Raw genomic sequence first — 24,363 nt, 5'->3', positions numbered from 1 at the left:
ACCTAAAACTATCATCATGAACATATTTAAATATAGTGTGCTGTCACTTTTATTACTTGCTTTAGTGGCCTGTGATAAAAAGAACGACAATGTAATAGCGCCCATTGCGGGTGAAAACTTCCCACAGATTCTTAACTTAGCTGATGAAGGAGATGGGGAGCTGGAAGATGAAGACAAATTTAGTTTTAAAATTACCCTTGCAGATAGGGTTGATCCAAAAGGAGAATCACTGGAAGGCCGGATTGTTCCGCTTCAAAAAACAGTCCGTGTAAACTTTGAGGTGACCAGTTTTAAAGGCTTTAGCAAGCTATCTGATTATATTGAGGACGCGACTGCCTTTTATGAAATAGACGATTGCAATACTTCGGAAGACATGAACATTGATCTCCACCTCACATTTGATAAAGCAAGTGGTAAAGGGAGTGTTGATTTTCCTGCTGGAGTGGAGGAAATTGAAGTGGAGTTTGAAACTAATCCTGATCTCTTTGATGACGACATCTTAAATACCAGCGATCGTAAAATTGAGATCCAACTCAGTTCTGTGGTAGCAGGTGATGAAAAAGTTGTTGTTAATACTGCTAATAGGTTTGAATACCAGGTATTGGATGATGAATCTGTATATGGTAGTTATGAGGTAGATGTAGATGATGCCGCTCAATTTCAAAAATTTATCTCCTTGTTTGGGCTCATTAATGAAGATGTGAAGAATCTTACTGCGGATGAGGTGGAAGAGATTGAGGTTGAATTTCAATATGGTGAGTTTAAGGCTGTCATTGTGCTCAAAGAGACCGAGCAGATAGATGAATGCGGTGAAGTAGAAACCGTAAATAAAGAGATAGAAATAGAGGGCGGTATTGAAGAGTTGAGTACCGATGCACTGGAAGGTGATGTGGAGTTTGCTGATGATTTGGAGCAGGAAGATGGTTCTGAACTGGAATTTAAATATAAGGGTGGTTTTAAAATTGTTGGCAGTACCCTTCAGCTAACTTTAAAAGGTGAGTATAACGACGAAGAAACTGAAAAAATAACCCTTATCCTTAAGAAATAGAGATGACTACGTTTAAAAATATCATAATTCTAACTGCAGGCGCGTTGTCTTTTCTACAGGCCTGTACCAGCAATACGAATACACAACAACAAACCGCAACGGTTGCCGATAGCATCGTTAAACCGATGTATGTAACAGATACGGTTCAATTTGATACGGATGATCCTGCCATATGGCTGAACCCTGCTGATCCCAGTCAATCCCTGGTGATTGGTACGGATAAGGATGAAAATGGCGCCCTGTATGTATTTGATTTGAAAGGGAAAATAGTAACAGATAAAGTGGTTAGGGGATTGAAACGCCCCAATAATGTGGATATTGCCTACGGCTTGGTTCTGAATGGAAAGTCTGTAGACATTGCGGTTACCACAGAAAGAATGACCCATAAGCTCAGGGTTTATGCTTTGCCAGACATGAAAGCTATTGATCATGGAGGATTGCCTGTTTTTGAAGGCGAAACTACCGAAGGCTATCGTGACCTGATGGGGATTTCTCTATATACCAGTCCGACGAAGGAGATTTATGCCATCGTAGGCCGCAAGACTGGACCATTGGAGGGGGAATATTTATGGCAATATTTGCTAACGGATGATGGTAGCGGCAAGGTTAAAGCTACACTCAAAAGGAAGTTTGGCAAGTACAGCGGTAAAAAGGAAATTGAAGCGATTGCCGTAGACAATGAGCTTGGTTATGTCTATTATTCAGATGAACAGTTCGGGGTTCGTAAGTACTATGCCGATCCCTCTAAAGGTAATACGGAGCTGGGGATATTTGCCAAAGAAGGATTTAAAGAAGATCATGAGGGTATCAGTATCTATAAGACTACAGCTAAGACAGGATATATATTGGTGTCTGATCAGTCGGCCAACCAGTTTAAAGTATTTAAGCGGGAAGGTGATAATGCTTTTGTGAAGAGCATCCGAGTGTCTACCAACAACAGTGATGGTTCTGATGTGGTGGCTGTACCTCTGAATAGTGATTTTAAACATGGGTTATTTGTAGCCATGAGTGACAATAAGACTTTTCAGTACTACCGCTGGGAGGATATGATTGGAAAAGAATTAGCGGTTAAGAAATAATCTAATATAACGTACCGTTGAGAAACGGTACGTTTTTGAATGTCTTAGGGTGTATCAATTAAAGATTCAGGTGCTTCGGAAAGTGGACTGACCTCGCATGAGAAGGAACCATTAGTAATTTTTCTGTAGGAAGGAGGGGTAACAATAACTCTTTCTAGAGTGGATTCAAATTGACCTTCAACTTTTTTCTGGTTAAAGGAGGTGATTTTTAGCTTACCTGATATGCCAATACTATTTAAGGTAATCTCATTTGGTCCCTCAATAATTGAGTAGAGAATAACAACATCGGTTTCAATATCATATTCCCCAACTCCATTAAAAGGCCATATTACCAGAGATATGTTTTCATTATCTACCCTTGCATTGAGCATAAGAGTCTGATATCCCTCATTTTCTCCATAATATGTTTGAATACTTTGTTTTCCTGAGCTCTTTTTGGTAACGCCATCTAATTTGAATTCAATTTTAGTGTTATTGTCCACCAGTTCTCCTATACCCTTTTTACAAGAACTTAAAAGGATCATACTGGCGAAGAAGCAGAGGGATAATTTTAGAAATTTCATATGCGCTAATTTGGTTTAAGCCTGCAAGATAGGAAAAATATAAATCTATCTACAACACTGGTGTTTTCAATAAATAAACATTTTCCAATCCAAAGCGTTATAACTATAACATTAAATTATAAAGTTATGAATAGAGCACAGGATTCAAAGCTTACCGGCGATATGCAGGGCAGGCCAACATCAGATAGGGCATATCATGATGTTACAAACGACAAGAAACAACAAGGCATCACCAATGCAGGTGGCCAGCGGTCAGATCAAACGTCTAACAAAGACAACCAGCGTAAGCGGGGTCAATAATAGATAAAGCCTGAATCACAAACGATTCAGGCTTTCTTTTTAAAGCGAAATTTTGCAAAAGATGTAGCGTGTATATCATCGCATTTTAAAACAACAAACCCCGCTTCTATTTAAAGAAGACGGGGTTTAATCATTCATAGGGATGATGACTAGAACTTATAACCGAAACCTAGAGAGAATACCTGGTTTTTGTACTCAGGAGTTTGACTAGATCCGTTTTCGTTGTTTTTTTGGAAATCCAAAGCATAACGGCCGTGGAAATCTACGTTGCTGTTAATATCATATCTGAAACCGATCAAACCACCAACTAAACTTTTCTTAAACCTGTCAGAATCGTTTTCTACAATAGTTTGCTGTGCAGAACCAAATCCATTTTCAAATTTGTTTTTAGTAGAAGTTAAAAACGATACTTGTGGACCCACAACAAGGTTTAATCCGCTTCCACCCAATTTAATGCTGGCCAATAAAGGAATATCAATGAAACTGGTAGTTTGGGTAAACTCGCCAAATGTGCTTTCAGATTTATATCCTTTAGTAGCATACAATGCTTCTGGTGTAAATGATAATCCCTCGATTAAAGTGATGTCTAAGGTAACACCCACATTAAAACCAGGATTGATTTTAGTATTAAAATTATTGTTTCCATCATCCTTGATGATGTTTGGTAGGTTTACTCCACCTTTAATCCCTACTCTGATTGGGCTTTGTGCATTTGCAGCTCCTGCAACAAAAAGTCCGATTGCTAGTATAAATATCTTTTTCATTTTATTTCGGTTTTATTTGATAGGCTATATGTAAGAAATGTGCCAGTCTGTATAAATGCTTTAAATTAAATTGTATTGATTTGTTATGAATAGCTGTTTTATAGGTGTTTATGTTTGTTTTTTGCTGGCGTTGCTGAGGAAAAAAAGAGCATAGACAGATAATTGAAAAGTGTATCGAATTTAATACAAAACCTATGTGTTGCGATTCGAGTATGTATTTAATACCATCTGATTTTGTTTACCTTTGAGTTTTAAAGCCCGTCTAAATCCTAATGAATTTTAAGCAATACATTCTTCCTGTTTTTATTTTAACAGCCATATTTTCCTCCAAATCTGCCTTGGGACAACAAAAAACCTATCTTGAAACACTCGCATCTCCAAATGAATGGGTAGATTCTGTTTTTCATAAATTGGGTAAAAGGGCGAAAATCGCACAGCTATTCTTTGTGCGGGCACATACGGATAAGGGGAAAGCTTATGAAGATTCTGTAGGGAATGTGATTAAAAAAGAACGTATCGGTGGACTGGTTTTCTTTCAGGGTGGTCCGGGAAGGCAGGCTATCCTGACCAATAAATATCAGTCATTGTCGAGAACTCCCCTGCTTATTGCCATTGATGGAGAGTGGGGATTGGGCATGCGATTAGATAGTACCATTTCTTACCCCTACCAAATGTCGTTAGGTGCAGTTCAGGACAAACAGCTTTTATATAAAATGGGTCTTGAGGTTGCGAAGGATTTTAAACGCATTGGTTTGCATATGAACCTTGCACCGGATGTAGACATCAACAACAATCCTAAAAATCCGGTGATCAATTACCGGTCTTTTGGCGACAATAAATATAACGTTACTACAAAAGCTGCGGCTTATATCAATGGGATGCAGGATGGAGGATTGCTGGTGAGCATCAAACATTTTCCCGGCCACGGAGATACTGATGTAGATTCGCACTACGACCTTCCTCAGCTTAATTTCACAAAGACACGCCTGGATACCCTGGAAATCTTTCCTTTTAGAGAACTCATTGCTAAGGGCGCTTCTGGTGTTATGGTGGCACACATGAGTATTCCGGCATTGGATACTACTGCACACATTCCTTCTACTTTATCTAAACCCATAGTTACAGGGATCTTAAAAGAGGAGCTCGGTTTTAAGGGGCTTATTGTTTCAGATGCGATGGAAATGAAGGGCGTAGTAAAATATTTTAAAGATGGTGAAGCGGATGTAATGGGTGTAATTGCTGGTAATGATATTTTGGAACTCTCTGAAAATAGTGACCGTGCAGTAAAATTGGTACGCAAGGCGGTAAGGTCTGGCAGGATCAGTATGGAACGCATAGACGAGAGTGTAAAGAAAATTTTGGCAGCAAAGTATTATGCCGGTTTACATGTAAAAGATACCCTGGCAGAAAGCAATGTGGTTGCTGATGTAAATAGGGTAGAAAGCTTGAATTTAGTTCAGCAACTGGCCGACGCCTCAATGACGCTGTTAAGAAGCGCAGGCCCCATCAAAGCCTTGTCTACAGAAAAGAGAACGGCTATTATTAGTATTGGCACACCTAACGTTACCCTTTTTCAGCGTGATCTTGGTAGCGCTTACAAAAACTCCGTATTTTTTACGCTGGATAAAACTGCCAATGCCAATGCGGTAGCAAAAGTTGCCAGGGAATTGGGCATGTTTGATCAGGTCATTATCGGTATCCACGACAGCCGTTTGCGTCCGGGAAATGGCATGGTGCTGAGCGCTGATCTTAAAATGTTCATTAAAGACCAGTCTGCAAAAAATGCCATATTCGCACTCTTTGCTAATCCATATAATTTAAGTGGGCTTCCTGGTTTGGAAAATAGTAAAGCCTTAATTGTAGCCTATCAGAAAGAAGACTTTATGCAGCGGGCCGCTTCATCGGTCATCAAAAACCAATTGATTCCTACCGGGAGATTGCCTGTAACTGTAAATGCTTTTTACAAATATGGGGATGGGTTGTAAGCGAACAACAACTAATTTTGGTTACGGGAAACCATAAATTGAAAGATCTGTATCACGCTATATTTGTGGAATTGAAACAAATCAATTTTTAAATATCAATTATGGAAGCAATTAAACCTGGCCCGAAGCCAAAAAAAGACGATGGTAAAGATGATAGAAGACGGAGAGTCACACCTGAAGTTAAGCCTAAACATCCAGATTTAAAACCTCATGTACATAAGCCTAAAGATTAATCGGTTAGAAAAGTGAATCTAATTAAATCTTAATGACTCTTACAAGTTAAAACAAAAAAGCACTCGATTAAGGGTGCTTTTTTGTTTTAAGAATTGAATTAATTAATCTTCAAATCCACAAAGGCTTCTGCCGTCTTTTTTTGCATCGGCCAAAGTAATTGAGATCACTTCACTTTTACAATTATCTAACGAGGGGCAGTTGTGATTGAGGTGGTATTTTTTAGCAACACGGCTATTACATATATATACTTTTGTGGATTGCCAATATATATATGAACAAATCCCTCCCGTAATTAAAAAAAGTAAGGTAGCGGTGGGTATAGCTTTTTTTAATATGGATTTGCTATTCGATTTTTTGATTTGGAGCTTAACTGACTGCTCTGGATTTTTGGACTGATCTGTGTTAACATCGTCTTCTTCAATAGATACGTCTATCTTTTCCCTTTCTTCAAATATAGGACTGGTATTATAATCTGTTCCAAATTTATATGGTCGAGGCTCGAAGTCTATCAGCCACGCTAGAAGTTCAATGTTTCTTGGTTCCGGATTTTCAATTTTATCTTTTAGAAAGTTAACAAGGGGTCTTAATCTATCCGCATCAAATTTTCTAATGCTATGGCTGTAGTCAATAGATATCTCCCCCAAATTGAAAAAATCCTTAATAATCTTTTCATCCTTTCCTAGTGGCCTCGCGCTTAAAACTAGAAGGCATTCTTCCCTCAATTTTGCAGGGGTTGGATGTGACAAGTTTGAAGAAAGTTGTCCCTTAACTTTCTTTAGGTGGTAGCAAGTAGTCACCACTTTTTTATAATCCTCGAGCATAATGCAAATAATTCAAGGGTAAATGTAACCGGAATTTTTGGAATCTTTTACGGTTTTCCGGAATTCCATTGGAATTGTCCGAATCATCGGAACAAGATGAGGATCAATGTTTTTGGTCCCCATACATTTGCTTTCGAAATCGGTTGGAGGCTCAATCAGCTATTGTGGCTCATGTACAGACCGGTTTTAAAAGAGAGAAAATTGCGGTAGGTAATGACCGGTTTGGGAAGCAGTTGTTGCATCCCGCAATTGAATCTCATTCTTCCCAAAAATTTCAGAAGCGCTTCTGAAATGCAATCGTAGCAACCTCCATGATAGGATTCGTGGAGGCCTACAAAGTATTTCATTCTAAAATTTTTGAACCATGTTCGGATTTATTTTTTATCTTCTAATGGGATTTGTATCCCCTTCGCATTCTAATGCGAATTCGAAAAACGACTGTAAAGGTGCGGTTACTGCTAGCCGCCCAGGACCAGGTGGTGAAACGGGTAATAACGCACCTAGATAATAACTAAAATACGGGCATTTTGCCCGTATTTTTTTTAATTTAGAGGAATAATAAGAATCTTGAAAAGATACACTACGCTTCTTCTTTTAATTTTAATGCTTTCTTGTCGTCAGGATAAGGTAGCATCCAAGTTGCCTGCTGAAAACTTGTACTATGATCGGGCTTGGTACTTTTGGGATCGCAACCTTCCGGACAGTAGTTTCATTTACTTTAATAAAGCCAAAGAGAAATCTTTAAAAGACAGAGATAGCGTTAAAGTTGCGAAGTCACTAATCAATATGGCAATTATTAGCGGTGATCGCGGCGATTTCTTTGGAAGCCAGGAAATCTCGCTTTCAGCTATCAAATATCTTAATCCTCATATTGAAAGTGAAAAAGAAATTCTCTCCATGAATTATAATAATTTGGGGAAAATGGCTAATCGGTTGAAAAACTACAAAGAGGCCCACCAATTTTATCTCAAGTCTCTTGATCTCACTAATAAAGAAAGCTCTAAAAACATCTATCTGAATAATGTTGCAGTTAATCTGATAGATCAACATAAATATGGGCATGCCCTTAAATACTTTAATAAGCTACTCTCTACCAAAAGTATAGAGAAAGATCTGGTTACATTTTCAAGGATACTTTCCAATACTTCTAAAACGAAATGGCTTCAGAACTCATCCTATAACCCGGTACCAGGCTTTCTCAGAGCCTATCAAATCAGGTTAAAAGGAAATGACCTTTTGGGGCAAAATGCCAGTTTAGCGCATCTTGCCGATTTTTATATGGAGAATAGGCCAGATTCGGCAGTTTTGTATGCATATAAAATGTATCAAGTTGCCCAGCAGACTGGCATCGCAGACGACCAGCTGTATGCTTTAGAGAGACTCATTAAATTGACTCCACAGGACAAGTCAAGACAATATTTTAAACGGTATAGAAAACTGGAGGATAGTTTAGATACCGACCGAAACGCTGCCAAAAACCAGTTTGCGGTGATCCGGTATGAAACAGAAAAAAATAAAGTAGACAATCTCAACCTGCAGAAGGAAAATGCAGAAAAGAAATATCAGATTATCAAGCATAAGGCTTTTCTTTATGGATCGTTCCTATTCATTGTCGCTGCGGCTATCATTGCTGTTCTATGGTATAAGAAAAGAAGACAAAAGCTTACGCTTGAAGCGGAAGCTACCATTCGCGAGAATAAACTTAAGCTTCATAAAAAGGTTCACGACGTAGTCGCAAATGGACTATATACGGTAATGTCCGAAATTGAGAATAGGGAAGGACTAAACAAGGATCGAATTTTGGATAAGATGGAAATACTCTATGAAAAATCGAGGAACCTGACTTACGAAGAGAGTCCAGACGTAAATTCCAACTTCAAGGAGAAAATTACTGGTCTTATGACATCATTCAGTTCAGCAGAGAGGAGGGTCTTAATAGTTGGTAATGGGGAAGAATTGTGGGCAGAGGTGAATGTAAAAGCAAAACATGAAATTGAGCACATCCTTCAGGAGCTGATGGTAAATATGGGAAAGCATAGTGCGGCAAGTACTGTAGTGGTGAAGTTTGAACAAATTGGAAATCATGTTAATATTTATTATAATGATGATGGTATTGGTATAAAAGGAGCACCTAATTTCAAAAATGGACTGAACAATACGGGAAACCGTATTCAAAGCATCGGCGGAGAAATTACTTTTGGTGCAAATAAAGACAAGGGTTTGAGCATATTCATTTCCTTTCCAATAATCTAAATAAATATGATGTTCGAACGTGTACTAATTGCAGAAGATCACGAAAATACAAGCCTTTCGGTACAGACGGTACTTAAGGAACTCGGAGTTAAGGATCCAAAATATGTGTTTTATTGCGATGATGCATTAGCTTGGATTCAAAAGGGACTGAAAACTGCTCAGCCATACGACTTGCTGATCACCGATCTTTCGTTTGAGGAAGACCACAATATTCAAAAAATCACTGATGGCACAGCGCTTATCAAAGCTGCCAAAGATCAGCAGCCCGGACTTAAGATTCTGGTGTTTTCTGCTGAAGGTAGAGCTGATGTTATTGATCCTTTAATTAAAAACCTTGGTATTAATGCATATGTGCGTAAAGCCCGTCAAGATGCTAAGGAGCTAAAGGTTGCATTAGAGGCAATTTCAAATGGAAAAAGATATTTCTCGGTCCCGGCAAGACGGAATCTACATGAACGCAATTCCTATAACTTCGATACTTACGATACGACCGTTATTGCATTGTTGGCGGGAGGTATGAAACAAAAGGATATTCCAGAATATCTTAAGAAAAATAGCATTAAGCCGGGTGGTTTAAGTAGTGTAGAAAAACGACTTAATCTCATTAAGGATGTTCTAGGATTTTCCACGAATGAACAGCTTATTGCATATTGTAAGGACTACAGAATTATTTAAAATAAATTTTGACTTTACGGTTTCCCGTAAGGAAAGCGCTGTTTGTGAGGCTACTTTTGATTCATAATAAGGAACTAAAAATTTGATTATGAAAAAGTATTACGTAAACAAGAAATCCCAGTCCAATGGTGATCATGAGGTTCATGATGAAACCTGTTCTTATCTCCCAATAGTCGCGAATAGATTATATTTAGGAGAATTCTATTCCTGTGTTAGTGCAGTGTTAGAATCAAAAAAACATTACAATAATTCCAACGGTTGCTATTATTGTTCTCGGAATTGCCATACTAGTTGATTAATGTGAGATATGGAATATAAAGTAGTACCATTCACTGCAACTTTGGATCAGAAAAAGGAAACCACAGCAGTCGTAGCCGAGCAATTGGGCAAACTAATAGAACATTACAGTAGTCAAGGTTGGAAATATATAAGATTAGAAGGTGTTTCTACTTATGTACAGCCAGATCCCGGATGCTTCGGGCTGGGGGCAAAACCGGGCTATATCGCTTCTTATCAAATGGTTGTTTTTAGTAAATAGACCTGTCGTGAAAATTCTTTTACTGTTGCTAATTAAGGCGTATTGGGCCATGATTCCCAGAGCGAAAAGAAGATCATGCATTTTTAAGATAAGTTGCTCTCAATATGTATACCAGAAGACTACAAAGTACGGTCTTTATGAAGGCCTTCGGGCCTTCAGGTATAGATTTTACAATTGCCGTTCCGGTTTTCATGTATTCGAGCATCCTTCTGAATTAACAACCTTAATGATCTTAAGAAATGGAGAGATCATTTCTCAAAATGAGATTTCTGAACGATTTATTAAAAATGAACAATAGCAAAATATAATATGGACAGTATAATCAGCACTGAATTGCAGAGTCATTTCCTAAGACTTTATCAAATGGCATGCTCGGATGAGAATTTTGACAAACTTGAAATGAAGCAGCTCTATAAATTCGCAGAACAGAGAGGCGTAGAGACCGAACATTTGAACGAAATGCTTATCAATCCTATCCAGAGAATGGAGATTCCGGTTTCCGTAGAGAAACGTATAGAATATTTATATGATCTCGCTATCATGATATGGGTAGATCAGGAAGTTACAGAGGACGAGTACAACCTTCTTAAGAAATACTGTAAGACATTTGAATTTTTGGATGAAAACGTAATTGCAATTTGTGACTACCTCATCGACTGCGCCAAGCAAGAAAAATTACTGCCAGAAGTGTTACAATCAATAAACTAAGCGTTATGGAGATTAAAAAGTTATTCGTGATTAAAAAAAAAGAGGCTCCTGAAGCTGAGGTGGCAACAAGTGCAGAAACAGACGAGCACAATATAAGAATCACTTACTACCAAAGTGGGTATGGAGCCGCATTGAAGGCCATGGGAGGTCCAATAAATTTTAAGGCATGCTTGGAAAATGTATACGAAAGCTTTGAGCAACAATGCCGTGATCAGGAAACTCAACAAGCAAGATTAAAACGGCCCTACATTGACGAGAAAACGAGGAAGCACAGCGAGCTTAAAAATACAGAGACTGCCATATCAATTTTTGAGGAGAAGAGACAAGCATTAGTGGATAAAATCAATAAAGCGACTAACGAAATTGAGGATGTAAAACACAATCCTGAAAAATATGGGGTAGAAACATCCAAACGTCCGAAAGCACAGTTTTATATAGGTTTATTCCTGCTTATTCCCATCACGCTTTATTTGTTTGTCTTCTATATTTCGGCTACTTACTCTGCATTCTTCAAGGACTTCTCCAATGATAGCCTTACCGCTGCCATTTTCGATGCCCAGGCTTTTAGTCGTGCTCTAAATGCTGGCTGGTTAGAAGGAGTGCTGATCTTTACAATTCCTTCAGTATTCCTGGGCTTGGGGTATATTATTCATATGTTGCAAAAGGGAAAAGGACTTAAGAACGTTTTCAAGGTAATTGCTCTTTTCATTACAACATTTTTATTTGATGGGCTTTTGGCTTATCAGATTGAGAAAAAAATCTATGATTTTAATAAGACACCAGATTCAGCACCTTACAATCTAAAAATTGCTTTAGGGGAAGCAGAATTTTGGATGATTATTTTTGCAGGTTTTGTTGTGTATATCATCTGGGGTCTTGTATTCGACATTACAATGAAGGAGCATGAAAATCTTGACAAGATCAGAGGATATATTAAAACGAAGCTTGAGGAACTAAAAGCACTCGAAGCCTCTAGAAGCGAGGCGGTAATTGAAATTGAGCAGCTTAGGAAAAAAGTTGTAGAGATTAGTGGTAAGATTACCGAATTGCAAACTACCATTGATGGATTTGTATTTAACATCAGGCAATATCTTTTGTATCATGCACAATATAAAGAAGGATGGTTTCAGGCGGTAGCATCTGAAATTGCGCTACCACAACAAAGGCAAACTGAGATACTGGAACAATGTGAAAGTGTCGCCCAAGAACATCTCCAAGGACTTAATCTCATCAATCCAACATACCAAAATGTCATTTATTCCAAAATATCGTAGTTATGAAAGCTAGAATAATTAGATTGCTGTTACTATTTAGTGCCTTACTTATAATAAGTTGTGATAAAAAAAGTAAAGATGGTAACAACTCAAATAGTGCGAAACAACCAGCGACGACTAGGAAGGATAATCTAAACATAAGTATTCTGCTAGACCTTTCTGATCGGATAGATCCTGTAAAACACGCAAATCAGGGGATGGATTTCTACAAACGAGACTTAGGATACATCGAAGCAATCGTTAAAGGTTTTGAAACTCATTTGAGATCAAAGCCTGTCAGGCAAGATAATGATGATATTCAAGTCTACTTTGAACCGGAACCATTGAATTCTGAAATAAATAGTCTGGCTAAAAAGCTCAAATTTTCCTTTACAAAAGATAATACCACAAAGGCATCAATTTTGAAAATATCGAAACAGTATAATTTAGCCTCCAACGAAATTTATAAGCTCGCAATTAAAAATAGTGAGTATATAGGATCTGACATATGGGGGTTCTTCAAAAATAAAGTAAATGACTACTGTATTAAGTCAAACCATAGAAATATTCTATTCATTCTAACCGATGGCTATGTATATCACCGCTACTCAAAGTTCACTGAGGGGTCGAGAAGTTCTTACATAACTCCTGAATTTCTTAAAGCTTTAAAACTGAATACTTCCAGCTTCCAGACAGTTATGATGAGGAACGATTATGGATTTGTAAAGGCAAATGATAATTTAAGCGATCTAGAAGTTATCGTATTGGGTGTTAATCCGGCAAAAGGTAATCCGTTTGAAGGAGATGTGATTAACGAATATTGGGTAAAATGGCTTAAAGAGATGGGGGTGAAGCAACCTATAATGAAACCGATTCCTGCCGACTTACCATCGAATTTGGAATCAATCATTCAAAGTCACATTAATCGAAATAAAATTCACGTAGATAGATAGCAATCCGATTGCTTCAAATAATAGTGAATCCGGAAGGGGAAAGAATAGAAGGGTAAAGATAAAATTGTATCAAAAAGATCGCAAGCTCTTTCGATGGGTATGCTAAAGTTTCTTCATGAATTAAAATAAAAACGAGCAGAAGAATTTATACTTACTGCTCGTTTTATATTTAGATTTATTTTACCTTTTCATGCACAGCTTCATAAGTCCAGTTGTGTAAAAAACCTTGAATCTTTTTAACGCTGTGACCGTCATTTTCTTCCAGATATGCCGAATTTTCGATGTGCAGCACTTTGCCATCGCCATCCAAAATCAAAAATACGGGATAACCAAAGCGGCCGGGATTGCCCAGCTTATTCAAAAGAACGGCATTCTTGTTTTCTTTACTCATGTTTACAAGTACGGTCTCAAATTTGTCGTTAAGGTATGTTTTTAGCTCTGGTGTTTTTTCTACCAGGTTATGAAACCGGATACACCAAACGCACCAATTGCCTCCAACTTGTACGAATACATTTTTGTTGGCCTTTTTTGCTTTGGCTGCTGCAGCATTGATGTCAGCCTGTGCATCAGCTTTAGGGTTATAAATGTGAACAGCCTCTTGTGCTATAGCCGCTGTGGATAGCATCATAAAAGCAAATGCAACTAAAACTAATCTCTTCATGTTTATAGATTTATACACAATTCTAAGAATTTATAATTTAAGGATCGTAATAAGTACTCAATATTATTTTAGAGTTTAACCCGTCTGAAGTTATTGATATATGGCTTTGTTTGCAAAAGAACCTTCTTCACGAATCGAGAGCACAAGGACGGGCTTTAGTCTGGTTGAAAAAAAATTGTTATATTTGTTTAAAACAACAGGTTATGTATTCAGCAGTTAAAGGTATTTATGAAAATGGGACGCTCAGGTTATTAGAACCGGCTCCTGATGTGAATAAATCTGAAGTATTAGTGATGTTTTTAACAGAAACTAAGACAGCTTTAAGGTCTGTAAGACAGCCAGGAGGTTTACTTCGCCTTAACAAATTAAAAGGAAAAACATTAGATATCCCAGATGATTTTAATGATCCCATTGACGATTTGAAAGATTATATGTAAATGAAGCTTTTGATAGATACTCAGATACTTATTTGGTTTCAATTAAATCATCCTCAGCTTAAATCAGAGATCGTAAAATTGCTTACGGATACTAAAAATGATGTCTACGTAAGTGATATTAGTCTATATGAAATTGCAATTAAACAAACCATAGGCAAGCTTCCTGATCTTCAGGCAAGTATTCATGACGTTATTTCTGTAGCACTTGAAGATGGTTTCTCCTTTCTTCCACTTTCACAGGAGCATATAAACAACTATAAACATGTGCCACTGTTTCCAGATCACCGCGATCCATTCGATAGAATTATTATATCAACTGCTAAATTTGAAAAAATGACTATGGTGTCAGCTGATGAAAAATTTATTCAATATAAAGACTACTTAGAGCTGATTGCGGGATAAGTAAAATATTAATTTTATGCCTCAACAACCGCTAAAAATACTACAAGCATCCGCAGGATCTGGTAAAACATTCAGTTTAACAGCACATTACCTTACACTGGTACTCAGCAGCGAGAACAAGTATCGGGAGATATTGGCCGTAACTTTTACCAATAAGGCTACGGAAGAAATGAAGACCCGCATTATGGAGGTGCTGAAGGGCTTTGCGGAGGGCGATGCTTCTAAAAAGATCGGCGATTACCGGGAAATTGTGCTGCGGGCGCATCCGGATTTATCTGCAGAGGAGCTGAAGTTAAAGGCAGATGTAATTTACCGGAAGATTTTGCATGACTATAATCGCTTTTCGGTAAGTACCATCGATGGTTTTGTGCAGAAAGTCATCCGCGGCTTTGCATTTGAATTGGGATTGGATGCAGGTTATGGTTTGGAAATGAACTATGATAAGGTAAAAGCGGAACTGGCAGACCGCTTAGATAAAGCCTTAGATAAAAACCCTGTTTTATTGCAATGGATTATTGATCTGGCGCTTGACAGGATTAATAATAACCTGAGCTGGAATTACAGAAGGGAATTGATCAACCTTACGGATGAAATTTTTAAAGAACGGTATCAACCATTTGAAAATGCGGTTAAGCTGCTAGGAGAGCATGCCGATATCGACCTGTTGTTTAAAGAATACAATAAAATCACCAGGCTTGGGATGGAAACCTTTGAAAGCGGTGTAAAGGAACTTGCAGCGCAAGCATTGGAGGTTTTTCAGGTAGAAGGTATTGATGTGTCAAGCTTAAAGGGGAAATCCAGATCGCCCCTTATGGGACTTCAAAAGATAGTTGAGGGTGATTTTTCAAAGATCAATTCCTTGTTAAAACTGGTAGATCAGCCAGAAGAATGGTTTCAAAAAGGACAGGATAATGCCTCATACTATCAAATCAATCCAATCGTCTCTAAACTGGTGGCTACTTACCAGGAGGGTTTGGCGGGCTATGTTCTGGCACAGGCATTCAATAAAAACCTTTACTATCTGCGGCTGATGCAGGAAATGGCTTCCTTGCTAAAGGAATACAGGAACGATAGTCCGAATTTATTGATCAGCGATGCGCAAACTTTACTTAAGGGAATTACAGACGATGCAAATGATAACCCTTCCTTCATTTGGGAAAAGATGGGCAATAGGTATCGTAATTTCCTGTTTGATGAATTTCAGGACACTTCCTCTAATCAATGGCATAGCTTTAAATCTTTACTGACCAATGCAATTGCCTCGCCAAGTGGCAAATTGATAGATCATTTGATTGTTGGAGATACCAAGCAATCTATCTATAGATGGCGTAATGGCGATTGGAACATCCTTCACCAGCAGGCGAAAAATGATGTGAAGATCCATAATGTAATCGAAGACAGCCTTGCTGAAAATTATAGAAGTACTAAAAATATCATTGGGTTTAATAATGATCTTTTTAAACGGCTTCCACCGTTGATGCAAACCAATATCAATGGTTTGATTGAAGAAGCGGAAGCAAAAGATGTTGAACACTGGTGGAAAGAAAAGGGCTTTGATCACATCGTTACCGATGTGTATGCGGAATCGGAGCAAAAAATTACGCCTTTTACACTAGAAGGCGGAACCATAAGTTTTAATGTGCTTAAAGACGATGGCGAGGGCGGAACGTTAACCAAGACAGGCTTTATGAGTCTTTCGCTGGTTAAAATGATTGCAGAGATCGATCAGTTGATTAACCTGAAGCAATATAAGCCAAGGGATATTTGCGTATTGGTGCGCTCCAATTCTGAGGCTGTTGCTGCAGTGGAAACCTTGATGGATTATGGAGTTGATGTAATTTCTGGTGAGGCCCTGCTGTTGAGTAATAACAGTGCGGTAAAACTGATTTTAAATACTTTACAAGTCATGGGCGGCCTGGCGGAAAACACAGCACTCTATAAAGCCAATTGTTTAAGCCTGTACGCCAAACTACAACATAGAACGGTAAGTCCGGAGCATTATTTTGGATTAAAGGCGAAAGGTCTGACAGATTTAAGTGGTCTTTTACCCGAAGATTTATGCCAGCATTGGCAGGCATGGATGCAGCAGCCACTTCCGGCCTTGCTGGAAAAAATTATTGAATCTTATGGTTTACATGAACAGGTATTTGCATCGAATCTTCCCTATTTATTTGCCTTAAGGGACCTTGCCGGGCGTTTTGCGCAACAGGGAGAACGGGGGATTGCCGCTTTTCTTTCCTATTGGGAAGAAGAAGGATTGAAAAAGACATTGCCTTCATCAGAAAATACAGATGCGGTGCAGGTCATTACCATTCATAAGTCGAAAGGTTTGGCGTTTAGAGCGGTAATGCTTCCCTTTTGTAACTGGGACATCAACGGTAAACCAAATGGCATATTTTGGGTGCCTGCTGAAGGAACACCATACCATCATTTGAATAGTATTCCTTTGAAATATGGTAAAGAACTTGGCAGATCAACCGTTGCAAAACCCTATTTTGAGGAGCTGCTTTACAACAACATGGATGCCCTAAATATGGTGTATGTTGCTACTACACGTGCTAAGGAGTATTTGTATATCAGTACAATGGGCAAGAAAACGGATACAGTAACCAATATTGGTGATTTGCTGTTTAGGGTTTTTAGGGATGATTTGGATGAAGACGGACGTTTGATCAAAGACGAGCCTGTGCCCGTGTTACCCGAAAAAGAAATATACAGAAATGAAATAGAGATGGAAAGTTATCCCGTTTCGGACAGGCTGAGCCAGGTATTTGATTCCAATCTGAAAAGAAGAGACATCGATTTCTTTACTGGTGAAAGTGCGGGACGTACCGGTACAATCCTTCATGAGGTGCTGGCCAGAGCGGCTGATGTCAAAGAAGTAGATACCGTATTGGAATCTATGCTTCTTGAAGGCGTGTTCAAAGAGGTAGAACTTTCATCTTTAAAAGCTCAAGCCCGTTCCGTTTTAAACCATTCAGGTTTGCAGGAAATTCTGAGTTTGAGTAAGGAGAGCCTGAATGAGAAGAGCATCATTGATGCGGATGGGAAAAGCTACCGACCGGATAAGGTACTGGTTAAAGGCAGTCACATAACGATAGTTGACTACAAATTTACGCAGCAGGAAAGTGATGCCCACATTGCGCAGGTGAGCCATTATAAAAGCCTGTTGATGGCGATGGGATATACCGATGTAAAGACCTATTTGTTTTATGCCAGTACAGGCCAATTAAAATTAGTATAAACTATGGAGCCATTTTTAAGAGAAGTAGCGGCGGATTTGGTGGCGCGTTTGGGCGGGGATTTGCAGCATGCGGCGATAGTTTTTAACAATAAACGTCCAGTAGCTTATTTGCAAAATCATCTTGCAGAGGTTATTGGAAAGCCCTTTTGGAGTCCCGCTTTTTATACCATTCAGGAGTTTTTTGCACTTTCATCCAGCTCGAAGGTAGCTGATGCCTTTACCCAATTCTTTGTGCTGTTTCAGCAATATAACAAGCTGATGGTACAGGATGGGGAAACCCCTATAGAGCCCGCTAAGTTTTACCCTATAGCACGGATAATATTAAGTGATTTTGCACAGGTAGATAGTGACCTGGTAGATGCGGAGAAGTTATTTAGGCAGCTGGAGGATTTTGCAGAGATTGATTACCAGTTCGATTACCTGACGGAAGAGCAGCAGGAGTTTTTAACGGGCTTCTGGAAATCTTACTCTGAAGGAAAGCATAAAAAGCAACAGGAGCAATTCATCAGAATGTGGCACAGGATGCCAAAGTTATACAGCGGTTATCATGAAGCGCTGAAGGACAAAGGGCTTACAACGATGGGCAATATCTACCGGCAACTGGCGATAAATAAAGCAGAGTGGCCGGATTTTACCGCCTCTTTTAGTAGGCTCATTTTTGTGGGTTTTAATGCCTTGAGTAAGTCGGAAGCCGTGGTTTTTAAACGGTGGCAGGAGCAAGATAAAACCTTATTTTACTTTGATACGGATACGTATTACCTAGAAGATACAACCCAGGAGGCCGGTCTTTTTTTGAGAAAGAACTTGCAACAAACGGGATTATTAAATGCGCTGGATACAGGCAAAAGCTTTATTAAAGCAAACCCTAAAACCATTGATGTTTATAAAGTTCAGGGTCAGGTTGCCCAGGCAAAGGTGCTCTCTACAGCCTTGCAGAAAGATTACCCGCTGCTGGAAGAGCAGAATAACGCAGGTAAAATTGCTTTGATCCTTGCTGACGAAAGTTTGCTCTTGCCTGTTTTACAAACCATACCAACGCAGTATCAAAATGGTGATCAGGTAAAGCCCGTAAATCTGAACATCACAATGGGGTATCCGCTGGCCGCCTCCTCCATTTTTGGTTTGGCAGATCTTTGGATCAATGTACAGGTACAGTTGATCCAGGCAAACAAGGATACTGTTTACCATCGGGATGTAGAAGCTTTTTTATCACACCCCCTTACTGGGGTATCGGAACAAATGCGTTCAAAAATTCAGCAGAAATTGTTGGGAGAGCAACTGGCTGAAGTACCCTTAAAGCGTTTGCAAAGTCAGAAGGGTTTGCTGGAGCTTTTTTTTACGCGGGTTAGTGATGGTGCAACTGCTACAGAAAGCTTACAGTCTATATTCAGGTGGATACTGGAACAGCAATTGGCTGTTAAAACACTGAAGCAAACAGAAGCAGATCTTTTTGTGGCAGTAATTAAAGAATTGAATAGACTGCACGATGGGCTGATGTTGTACTTACCACAACTCACAGGCCTTAAAGAATTGTTGTTTATCTTCTCTCTTATTCAGAAATCTGTACAGGGGATTGCTGTGCCGCTAACAGGAGAGCCACTTCAAGGGGTGCAGGTAATGGGCTTGCTGGAAAGCAGGAGCCTGGATTTTGAACACGTTTATATTCTGGGTGTAAACGAGGGCTTGTTGCCGCAAACCAGTATTGCGCCAAGTTTTATTCCGGATAGCATCCGCCGTGCATACGGCTTGTCGGTTATAGAAAACCTGGACGCCATTTCTGCTTATATGTTTTACCGGTTGCTGCAGCGCTCAAAAAAAGTGAGTCTGGTGTACAACGTGCAGGCAGATGAAAGCAATACCGGTGAGCCAACCCGATTTTTAAAACAACTGGAATATGAAAGCGGGTATATGTTTAATTACCTGGACCAGAAACAGCGGTTGGCTACGGAATCCAGACAGCAGGTTGTGGTGCAAAAAGATGAACAAGTAATGGCGGTATTGAATAAATACCTGGATGGAACCCTACGGCTTTCGGCTTCTGCCCTAACATCTTACATCAATTGTCCGCTGCAATTCTTCTATAAGTATGTAGCCAGGATTGAGGAGCCGAAGGAGATTTCTGAGAATATGGAAGCTCATGAAATTGGTTCTATCCTGCATTTTGTTATGGAAACATTCTATAGGGAATTAAAGGCTGAAGATGCGATGATTACAAAAGAGCGCATCAGCATTCACCGTAAAACATTGGATGAACTGGCTATTCGCGGCTTTGCAGAAGTTATGTTTGAAAATGAGAATTTTCAGCTACAGCATAACGGAATGCAAAAAGTTGTATTGGCCATTGTAACTGAATATGCGAACCTGATTCTTGATTACGATGAAATTGAAGCACCATTTGAGATTCTTGACCTGGAAAAAAAGGATGCGGTTAACTTTAAATTTGAAGTAAATGGTTTGGAAAAAAGCCTTACCCTACATGGGATTATTGATCGTGTGGACCGGAAGAACGGTATTACCAGGATTGTAGATTATAAAACAGGGGCAGATATTTTAAGGTATTCTAACCTGGAAGATGTTTTTGATACCAATGGAAACAAACAAAACAAGGCGCTTGTGCAGACCTTATTTTATACTTATGTTTTTGAGCAGGCAAACGGGCACCAGTTGGTAGAGCCTAATTTGTACAGCATCCGTAACATGAGAAAAGAAGGCACTTTCTTTATGGAGGGGAAGGAGAAGCTGAAGTTGAACGGGGAGAAACTGGAAACTGTAAAAGAAGAATTTGTGGTATTTATGAAGGCTAAACTTTCTGAATTGTTTGATGAGCACATACCCTTTGTGCGTACGGAAAATGAAGCAGGATTTGCTTATTCTCCTTATTTAACACTATGTGGGATCTGATGTGCGCAAAAACCGCTTTCATTTCCGAATAAAACACCGGTCAAATTATAAAATGCCAAATTACTTTTGCCGGTGACGCGCTTGCAATTGTAATTAAAAGAGTGCTTTTAATTTACATTACAATACTTATATTTGCCATCAGTTAACATTTGAATATACAATGAGAGAGATTCAATTTAGAGAAGCACTGCGTGAAGCACTGAGCGAAGAAATGCGCAAAAATGAGAACGTTTTTTTAATGGGCGAAGAAGTAGCGCAATACAACGGAGCATACAAAGTTAGTCAGGGTATGTTGGATGAGTTTGGCGACAAACGCATCATAGATACGCCTATCGCTGAGTTGGGCTTTACTGGAATCGGAATTGGCGCTGCCATGAACGGCCTTGTTCCAATTATAGAATTTATGACGTTCAACTTCTCTTTGGTTGCAATTGATCAAATTATTAACGGTGCTGCAAAAATGCTGTCAATGAGCGGCGGGCAGTTCTCTATTCCAATTGTATTTCGTGGGCCAACAGGTAATGCTGGTCAGCTTGGTGCCCAGCACTCTCAGAATTTCGAGAACTGGTATGCCAACTGCCCTGGTTTAAAGGTTGTGGTTCCATCTACACCATATGAAGCTAAAGGATTATTGAAACAAGCTATCCTTGATCCGGATCCGGTAATTTTCATGGAATCGGAAGTAATGTACGGTGATAAAGGTGAAGTTCCAGAAGAGGAATATTACCTGCCAATAGGAAAAGCTAACGTGACTAAAGAAGGTACTGATGTAACTATCGTTACTTTTGGAAAAATGTTAACCCGTGTAGTAAATCCTGCTGTTGAAGAATTGACAAAAGAAGGTATTAGTGTAGAAGTAATTGATTTGCGTACTGTACGTCCTATTGATTATGCAACCATCATCGAGTCTGTTAAAAAAACAAACAGATTGGTTATTGTTGAAGAGGCATGGCCTTTGGCTTCCATTTCATCAGAGATTGCATTTAATGTTCAGAAAAATGCTTTCGATCATTTGGATGCTCCGGTATTGCGTATTACCTGCGCAGATGTACCACTTCCATATGCACCAACGCTGATTGCGGCAAGCTTACCTAATGCAGAGCGTGTGGTTAAAGCTGTTAAAGAAGTAATGTACGTAGCAAAATAAGCTACCTAAAAAATAATGATATATAATCCCGCTTGGCTAAAAACTTGCGGGATTTTTATTTAAGACCAAATATGGGTAATCACTCAACTATTATCGCCGCAGAGCTGGTGGTGGCAGAACAACAAGTTCTGGCGACGATCGATCTACTGGAAGGCGGGGCTACGGTACCATTTGTAGCCCGTTACCGTAAAGAAATGACAGGTGGTTTGGATGAAGTTCAAATCGCATTGATCCGGGACCGTTCACAACAACTTAAAGAATTAGATAAGCGCAGGGAAGCGATATTAAAAGCCCTTTCTGCACTGGATAAGCTAAGTCCTGAATTGGAAAAACAGATCCTTGAAGCAACCAGTATTACGGTGATTGAAGATCTTTATCTTCCGTATAAGCCAAAAAGGAAAACAAGAGCTTCAGAAGCACGTAAGAAAGGACTGGAGCCCTTGGCGCTGGAGATCTTTAAGCAGGGGCGGATCAATCCTGAGACTGCCGCCCAGGCTTATCTTAATGGAGAACTTGGATTACAGACCATTGAAGATGTACTGTCTGGTGCCAGAGATATACTTGCGGAAATGATCAATGAGGACGCCGAAATGCGGGGTATCATACGAAAGCATTTCTTGCAGAAGGCCAGACTGAAATCTACAGTTGTGACCGGAAAGGAAGCGGATGGCCATAAGTATAAAGACTATTTTGACTGGGAAGAGCTAATGAAAACTGCCCCTTCTCATCGTTTGCTGGCAATTTTTAGAGCTGAAAATGAGGGCTTCTTAAAAATTGAAGTGATGCCTGCAGAACAGGGAGTACTTTCTGTAATGGAAAACTACTTTATTAAAGGCTTTAGCCCGTCCTCAGCACAGGTAAAACTGGCTATTCAGGACAGTTATAAAAGATTGATGGGTCCATCAATGGAAAATGAAGTTCGTAACAGCTACAAAGAGCTGGCGGATATTGAAGCCATCAGGGTATTTACAGAAAATGCACGTCAGTTGTTGCTTGCTGCACCACTAGGGCAAAAAAATGTATTGGCTATTGACCCCGGTTTTAGGACTGGTTGTAAAATCGTGTGTTTGGACAAACAAGGGAAATTGCTCTATAACAATACGATTTACCCACATACAGGCGGCGATCAGAAAAAGCCGGCTACAGTGGTTGTACATCTCTGTGAAAAATACAATATAGAAGCAATTGCAGTTGGTAATGGTACCGCGGGTAGGGAAACCGAAGCCTTTATTAAAGGACTGGACATAAAAGATGTGCCTGTGGTAATGGTTAACGAAAGTGGGGCGTCTATTTATTCAGCATCAGAAACTGCACGTGAAGAGTTTCCCGATCAGGATATTACTGTTCGCGGAGCGGTATCCATCGGGAGAAGGCTGCTCGACCCATTGGCCGAATTGGTTAAAATTGATCCTAAATCCATTGGTGTTGGTCAATATCAGCATGATGTAGACCAGGCCAAACTACAGGCCTCTCTGGATGATACAGTGATGAGCTGTGTGAATTCAGTAGGTGTGGAGCTAAATACGGCTTCTAAACAACTGCTGGCGTATGTTTCTGGGATTGGCCCTCAGCTGGCACAAAATATTGTCGAATTCAGGAATAAAAACGGAGCCTTTAAAAATAGAGAGAGTCTGCGTCAGGTTCCTCGTTTGGGTGACAAAGCCTTTGAGCAGGCGGCGGGATTTTTAAGGATAGCAGATGGCGAGCAATTGCTGGATGCCAGTGCTGTGCACCCGGAGCGCTATGCCCTGGTGCATAAAATGGCGAGAGACCTGAATTGCAGCATCAATTCACTGGTGAGTGATAAAGCACTTTTGCAGGCAATTGAACCAAAAAAATACGTAACAGACGAGATTGGACTGCCAACATTAACCGATATTCTTTCCGAGCTGGCTAAGCCCGGTCGCGATCCAAGGGGAGCATTTGAGGCTTTCAGCTTTACGCCAGGTGTAAATAAAATCACAGATTTAAAAGTAGGGATGAAGCTGGCAGGGATCATCACCAATATTACCAATTTTGGTGCTTTTGTAGATATAGGCGTCCATCAGGACGGTTTAGTCCACATCAGTCTGATTGCAGAAAGAAGTATGCCGGATGTGAGCGACATCTTGAAAAAGTATAAAATCCAGCAAAGGGTTGATGTGGTGGTGAATGGTGTTGATGTAGAGCGTAAACGCATCAGTCTGGGTTTGCCAAATGAGGCTGGCGTAACGGCTAAAAATAAAAGGCCAGCTCCAGCAAAGACACATGATCCTAAACAGCAATCAAAGGCGGTTTCCAGGCCACGTGAGGTTAAACGTCAGGACAGTAGACCAGTTCAAAAACCGAAGGCAACGCCAGACGGAGACCTGCAAATGAAATTGAGCGCGCTTAAAGAACTGTTCAAGTCTTAAAAAT

General features: G+C 39.6%; 22 protein-coding genes. 18 read left to right on the top strand and 4 right to left on the bottom strand.

Annotated elements, in window-relative coordinates; genetic code table 11:
- The first annotated feature begins 16 nt into the window (after nucleotides 1-16).
- Together LPB86_RS02965 and LPB86_RS02960 are read left to right on the top strand one after the other, a co-directional pair.
- Nucleotides 17-1,048 (top strand): hypothetical protein, encoded by a 1,032-nt coding sequence (locus LPB86_RS02965; RefSeq protein WP_230641055.1) that lies wholly within the window; start codon nucleotides 17-19, stop codon nucleotides 1,046-1,048.
- 2 nt (nucleotides 1,049-1,050) lie between these two features.
- Nucleotides 1,051-2,127: a phytase gene (locus LPB86_RS02960; RefSeq protein WP_230641054.1), complete on the top strand. Its 1,077-nt coding sequence runs from the start codon at nucleotides 1,051-1,053 to the stop codon at nucleotides 2,125-2,127.
- 44 nt (nucleotides 2,128-2,171) lie between these two features.
- On the opposite strand, the gene LPB86_RS02955 is transcribed toward LPB86_RS02960, so the two are convergent.
- Nucleotides 2,172-2,690, bottom strand: coding sequence for a hypothetical protein (locus LPB86_RS02955; RefSeq protein WP_230641053.1), 519 nt, complete (start codon nucleotides 2,688-2,690; stop codon nucleotides 2,172-2,174).
- 126 nt (nucleotides 2,691-2,816) lie between these two features.
- Here LPB86_RS02955 and LPB86_RS02950 point away from each other — a divergent pair, with 126 nt between their 5' ends.
- Entirely contained in the window at nucleotides 2,817-2,990 is a 174-nt protein-coding gene (locus tag LPB86_RS02950) for a hypothetical protein (protein ID WP_230641052.1), read from the top strand.
- 149 nt (nucleotides 2,991-3,139) lie between these two features.
- On the opposite strand, the gene LPB86_RS02945 is transcribed toward LPB86_RS02950, so the two are convergent.
- Nucleotides 3,140-3,754 (bottom strand): porin family protein, encoded by a 615-nt coding sequence (locus tag LPB86_RS02945; protein ID WP_230641051.1) that lies wholly within the window; start codon nucleotides 3,752-3,754, stop codon nucleotides 3,140-3,142.
- Between the two features lie 272 nt (nucleotides 3,755-4,026).
- Between LPB86_RS02945 and LPB86_RS02940 the strand changes: the two genes are divergently transcribed.
- Entirely contained in the window at nucleotides 4,027-5,739 is a 1,713-nt protein-coding gene (locus LPB86_RS02940; protein ID WP_230641050.1) for a glycoside hydrolase family 3 protein, read from the top strand.
- Between the two features lie 101 nt (nucleotides 5,740-5,840).
- Nucleotides 5,841-5,972 carry a hypothetical protein gene (locus LPB86_RS20830; protein ID WP_255695474.1) on the top strand — a complete coding sequence of 44 codons (132 nt, stop codon included), beginning with the start codon at nucleotides 5,841-5,843 and terminating at the stop codon, nucleotides 5,970-5,972.
- Between the two features lie 102 nt (nucleotides 5,973-6,074).
- On the opposite strand, the gene LPB86_RS02935 is transcribed toward LPB86_RS20830, so the two are convergent.
- Nucleotides 6,075-6,794 carry a hypothetical protein gene (locus LPB86_RS02935; RefSeq protein ID WP_230641049.1) on the bottom strand — a complete coding sequence of 240 codons (720 nt, stop codon included), beginning with the start codon at nucleotides 6,792-6,794 and terminating at the stop codon, nucleotides 6,075-6,077.
- A 567-nt stretch (nucleotides 6,795-7,361) separates the two neighbouring features.
- Here LPB86_RS02935 and LPB86_RS02930 point away from each other — a divergent pair.
- The 7 genes from LPB86_RS02930 to LPB86_RS02905 all read left to right on the top strand — a co-directional run bounded on the left by LPB86_RS02930 (nucleotide 7,362) and on the right by LPB86_RS02905 (nucleotide 13,174).
- Entirely contained in the window at nucleotides 7,362-9,047 is a 1,686-nt protein-coding gene (locus LPB86_RS02930; protein WP_230641048.1) for a tetratricopeptide repeat-containing sensor histidine kinase, read from the top strand.
- A 6-nt stretch (nucleotides 9,048-9,053) separates the two neighbouring features.
- Entirely contained in the window at nucleotides 9,054-9,722 is a 669-nt protein-coding gene (locus LPB86_RS02925) for a response regulator (protein WP_230641047.1), read from the top strand.
- Between the two features lie 307 nt (nucleotides 9,723-10,029).
- Nucleotides 10,030-10,260 (top strand): hypothetical protein, encoded by a 231-nt coding sequence (locus LPB86_RS02920; RefSeq protein ID WP_230641046.1) that lies wholly within the window; start codon nucleotides 10,030-10,032, stop codon nucleotides 10,258-10,260.
- On the top strand, nucleotides 10,175-10,558 hold the full coding sequence (gene yidD, locus LPB86_RS20920) for a membrane protein insertion efficiency factor YidD (RefSeq protein WP_370632793.1): 384 nt from the start codon (nucleotides 10,175-10,177) through the stop codon (nucleotides 10,556-10,558). Before LPB86_RS02920 ends, yidD begins: the two co-directional genes overlap by 86 nt.
- Before the next feature lie 101 nt (nucleotides 10,559-10,659).
- Entirely contained in the window at nucleotides 10,660-10,968 is a 309-nt protein-coding gene (locus LPB86_RS02915) for a hypothetical protein (protein ID WP_230641045.1), read from the top strand.
- Between the two features lie 5 nt (nucleotides 10,969-10,973).
- Nucleotides 10,974-12,242 carry a hypothetical protein gene (locus tag LPB86_RS02910; RefSeq protein ID WP_230641044.1) on the top strand — a complete coding sequence of 423 codons (1,269 nt, stop codon included), beginning with the start codon at nucleotides 10,974-10,976 and terminating at the stop codon, nucleotides 12,240-12,242.
- A gap of 2 nt (nucleotides 12,243-12,244) precedes the next feature.
- A complete protein-coding gene (locus LPB86_RS02905; protein WP_230641043.1) occupies nucleotides 12,245-13,174 on the top strand; it encodes a hypothetical protein in 930 nt (309 codons plus the stop codon).
- Between the two features lie 175 nt (nucleotides 13,175-13,349).
- On the opposite strand, the gene LPB86_RS02900 is transcribed toward LPB86_RS02905, so the two are convergent.
- Nucleotides 13,350-13,835 carry a thioredoxin family protein gene (locus tag LPB86_RS02900; protein ID WP_230641042.1) on the bottom strand — a complete coding sequence of 162 codons (486 nt, stop codon included), beginning with the start codon at nucleotides 13,833-13,835 and terminating at the stop codon, nucleotides 13,350-13,352.
- 203 nt (nucleotides 13,836-14,038) lie between these two features.
- On the opposite strand from LPB86_RS02900, the gene LPB86_RS02895 reads away from it, so the two are divergent.
- From LPB86_RS02895 to LPB86_RS02870, 6 genes are all read left to right on the top strand, one after another.
- Nucleotides 14,039-14,272, top strand: a complete 234-nt coding sequence (locus LPB86_RS02895; protein WP_230641041.1) for a hypothetical protein — start codon at nucleotides 14,039-14,041, stop codon at nucleotides 14,270-14,272.
- On the top strand, nucleotides 14,273-14,674 hold the full coding sequence (locus LPB86_RS02890; RefSeq protein WP_230641040.1) for a type II toxin-antitoxin system VapC family toxin: 402 nt from the start codon (nucleotides 14,273-14,275) through the stop codon (nucleotides 14,672-14,674).
- Nucleotides 14,675-14,690: 16 nt separating this feature from the next.
- Nucleotides 14,691-17,918 (top strand): exodeoxyribonuclease V subunit beta, encoded by a 3,228-nt coding sequence (locus LPB86_RS02885; RefSeq protein WP_230641039.1) that lies wholly within the window; start codon nucleotides 14,691-14,693, stop codon nucleotides 17,916-17,918.
- A 3-nt stretch (nucleotides 17,919-17,921) separates the two neighbouring features.
- Entirely contained in the window at nucleotides 17,922-20,819 is a 2,898-nt protein-coding gene (locus tag LPB86_RS02880) for a PD-(D/E)XK nuclease family protein (protein WP_230641038.1), read from the top strand.
- Nucleotides 20,820-20,979: 160 nt separating this feature from the next.
- Entirely contained in the window at nucleotides 20,980-21,966 is a 987-nt protein-coding gene (locus tag LPB86_RS02875; protein WP_230641037.1) for a pyruvate dehydrogenase complex E1 component subunit beta, read from the top strand.
- A gap of 71 nt (nucleotides 21,967-22,037) precedes the next feature.
- Nucleotides 22,038-24,359, top strand: a complete 2,322-nt coding sequence (locus LPB86_RS02870) for a Tex family protein (RefSeq protein WP_230641036.1) — start codon at nucleotides 22,038-22,040, stop codon at nucleotides 24,357-24,359.
- Nucleotides 24,360-24,363 lie beyond the last annotated feature (4 nt).

Origin of the sequence: Pedobacter sp. MC2016-14, from assembly GCF_020991475.1 — a bacterium.
GTDB lineage: Bacteria > Bacteroidota > Bacteroidia > Sphingobacteriales > Sphingobacteriaceae > Pedobacter.
The sequence above is the reverse complement of the archived record's forward strand: the minus strand, read 5'-3'. Positions and strand labels throughout refer to the sequence as shown.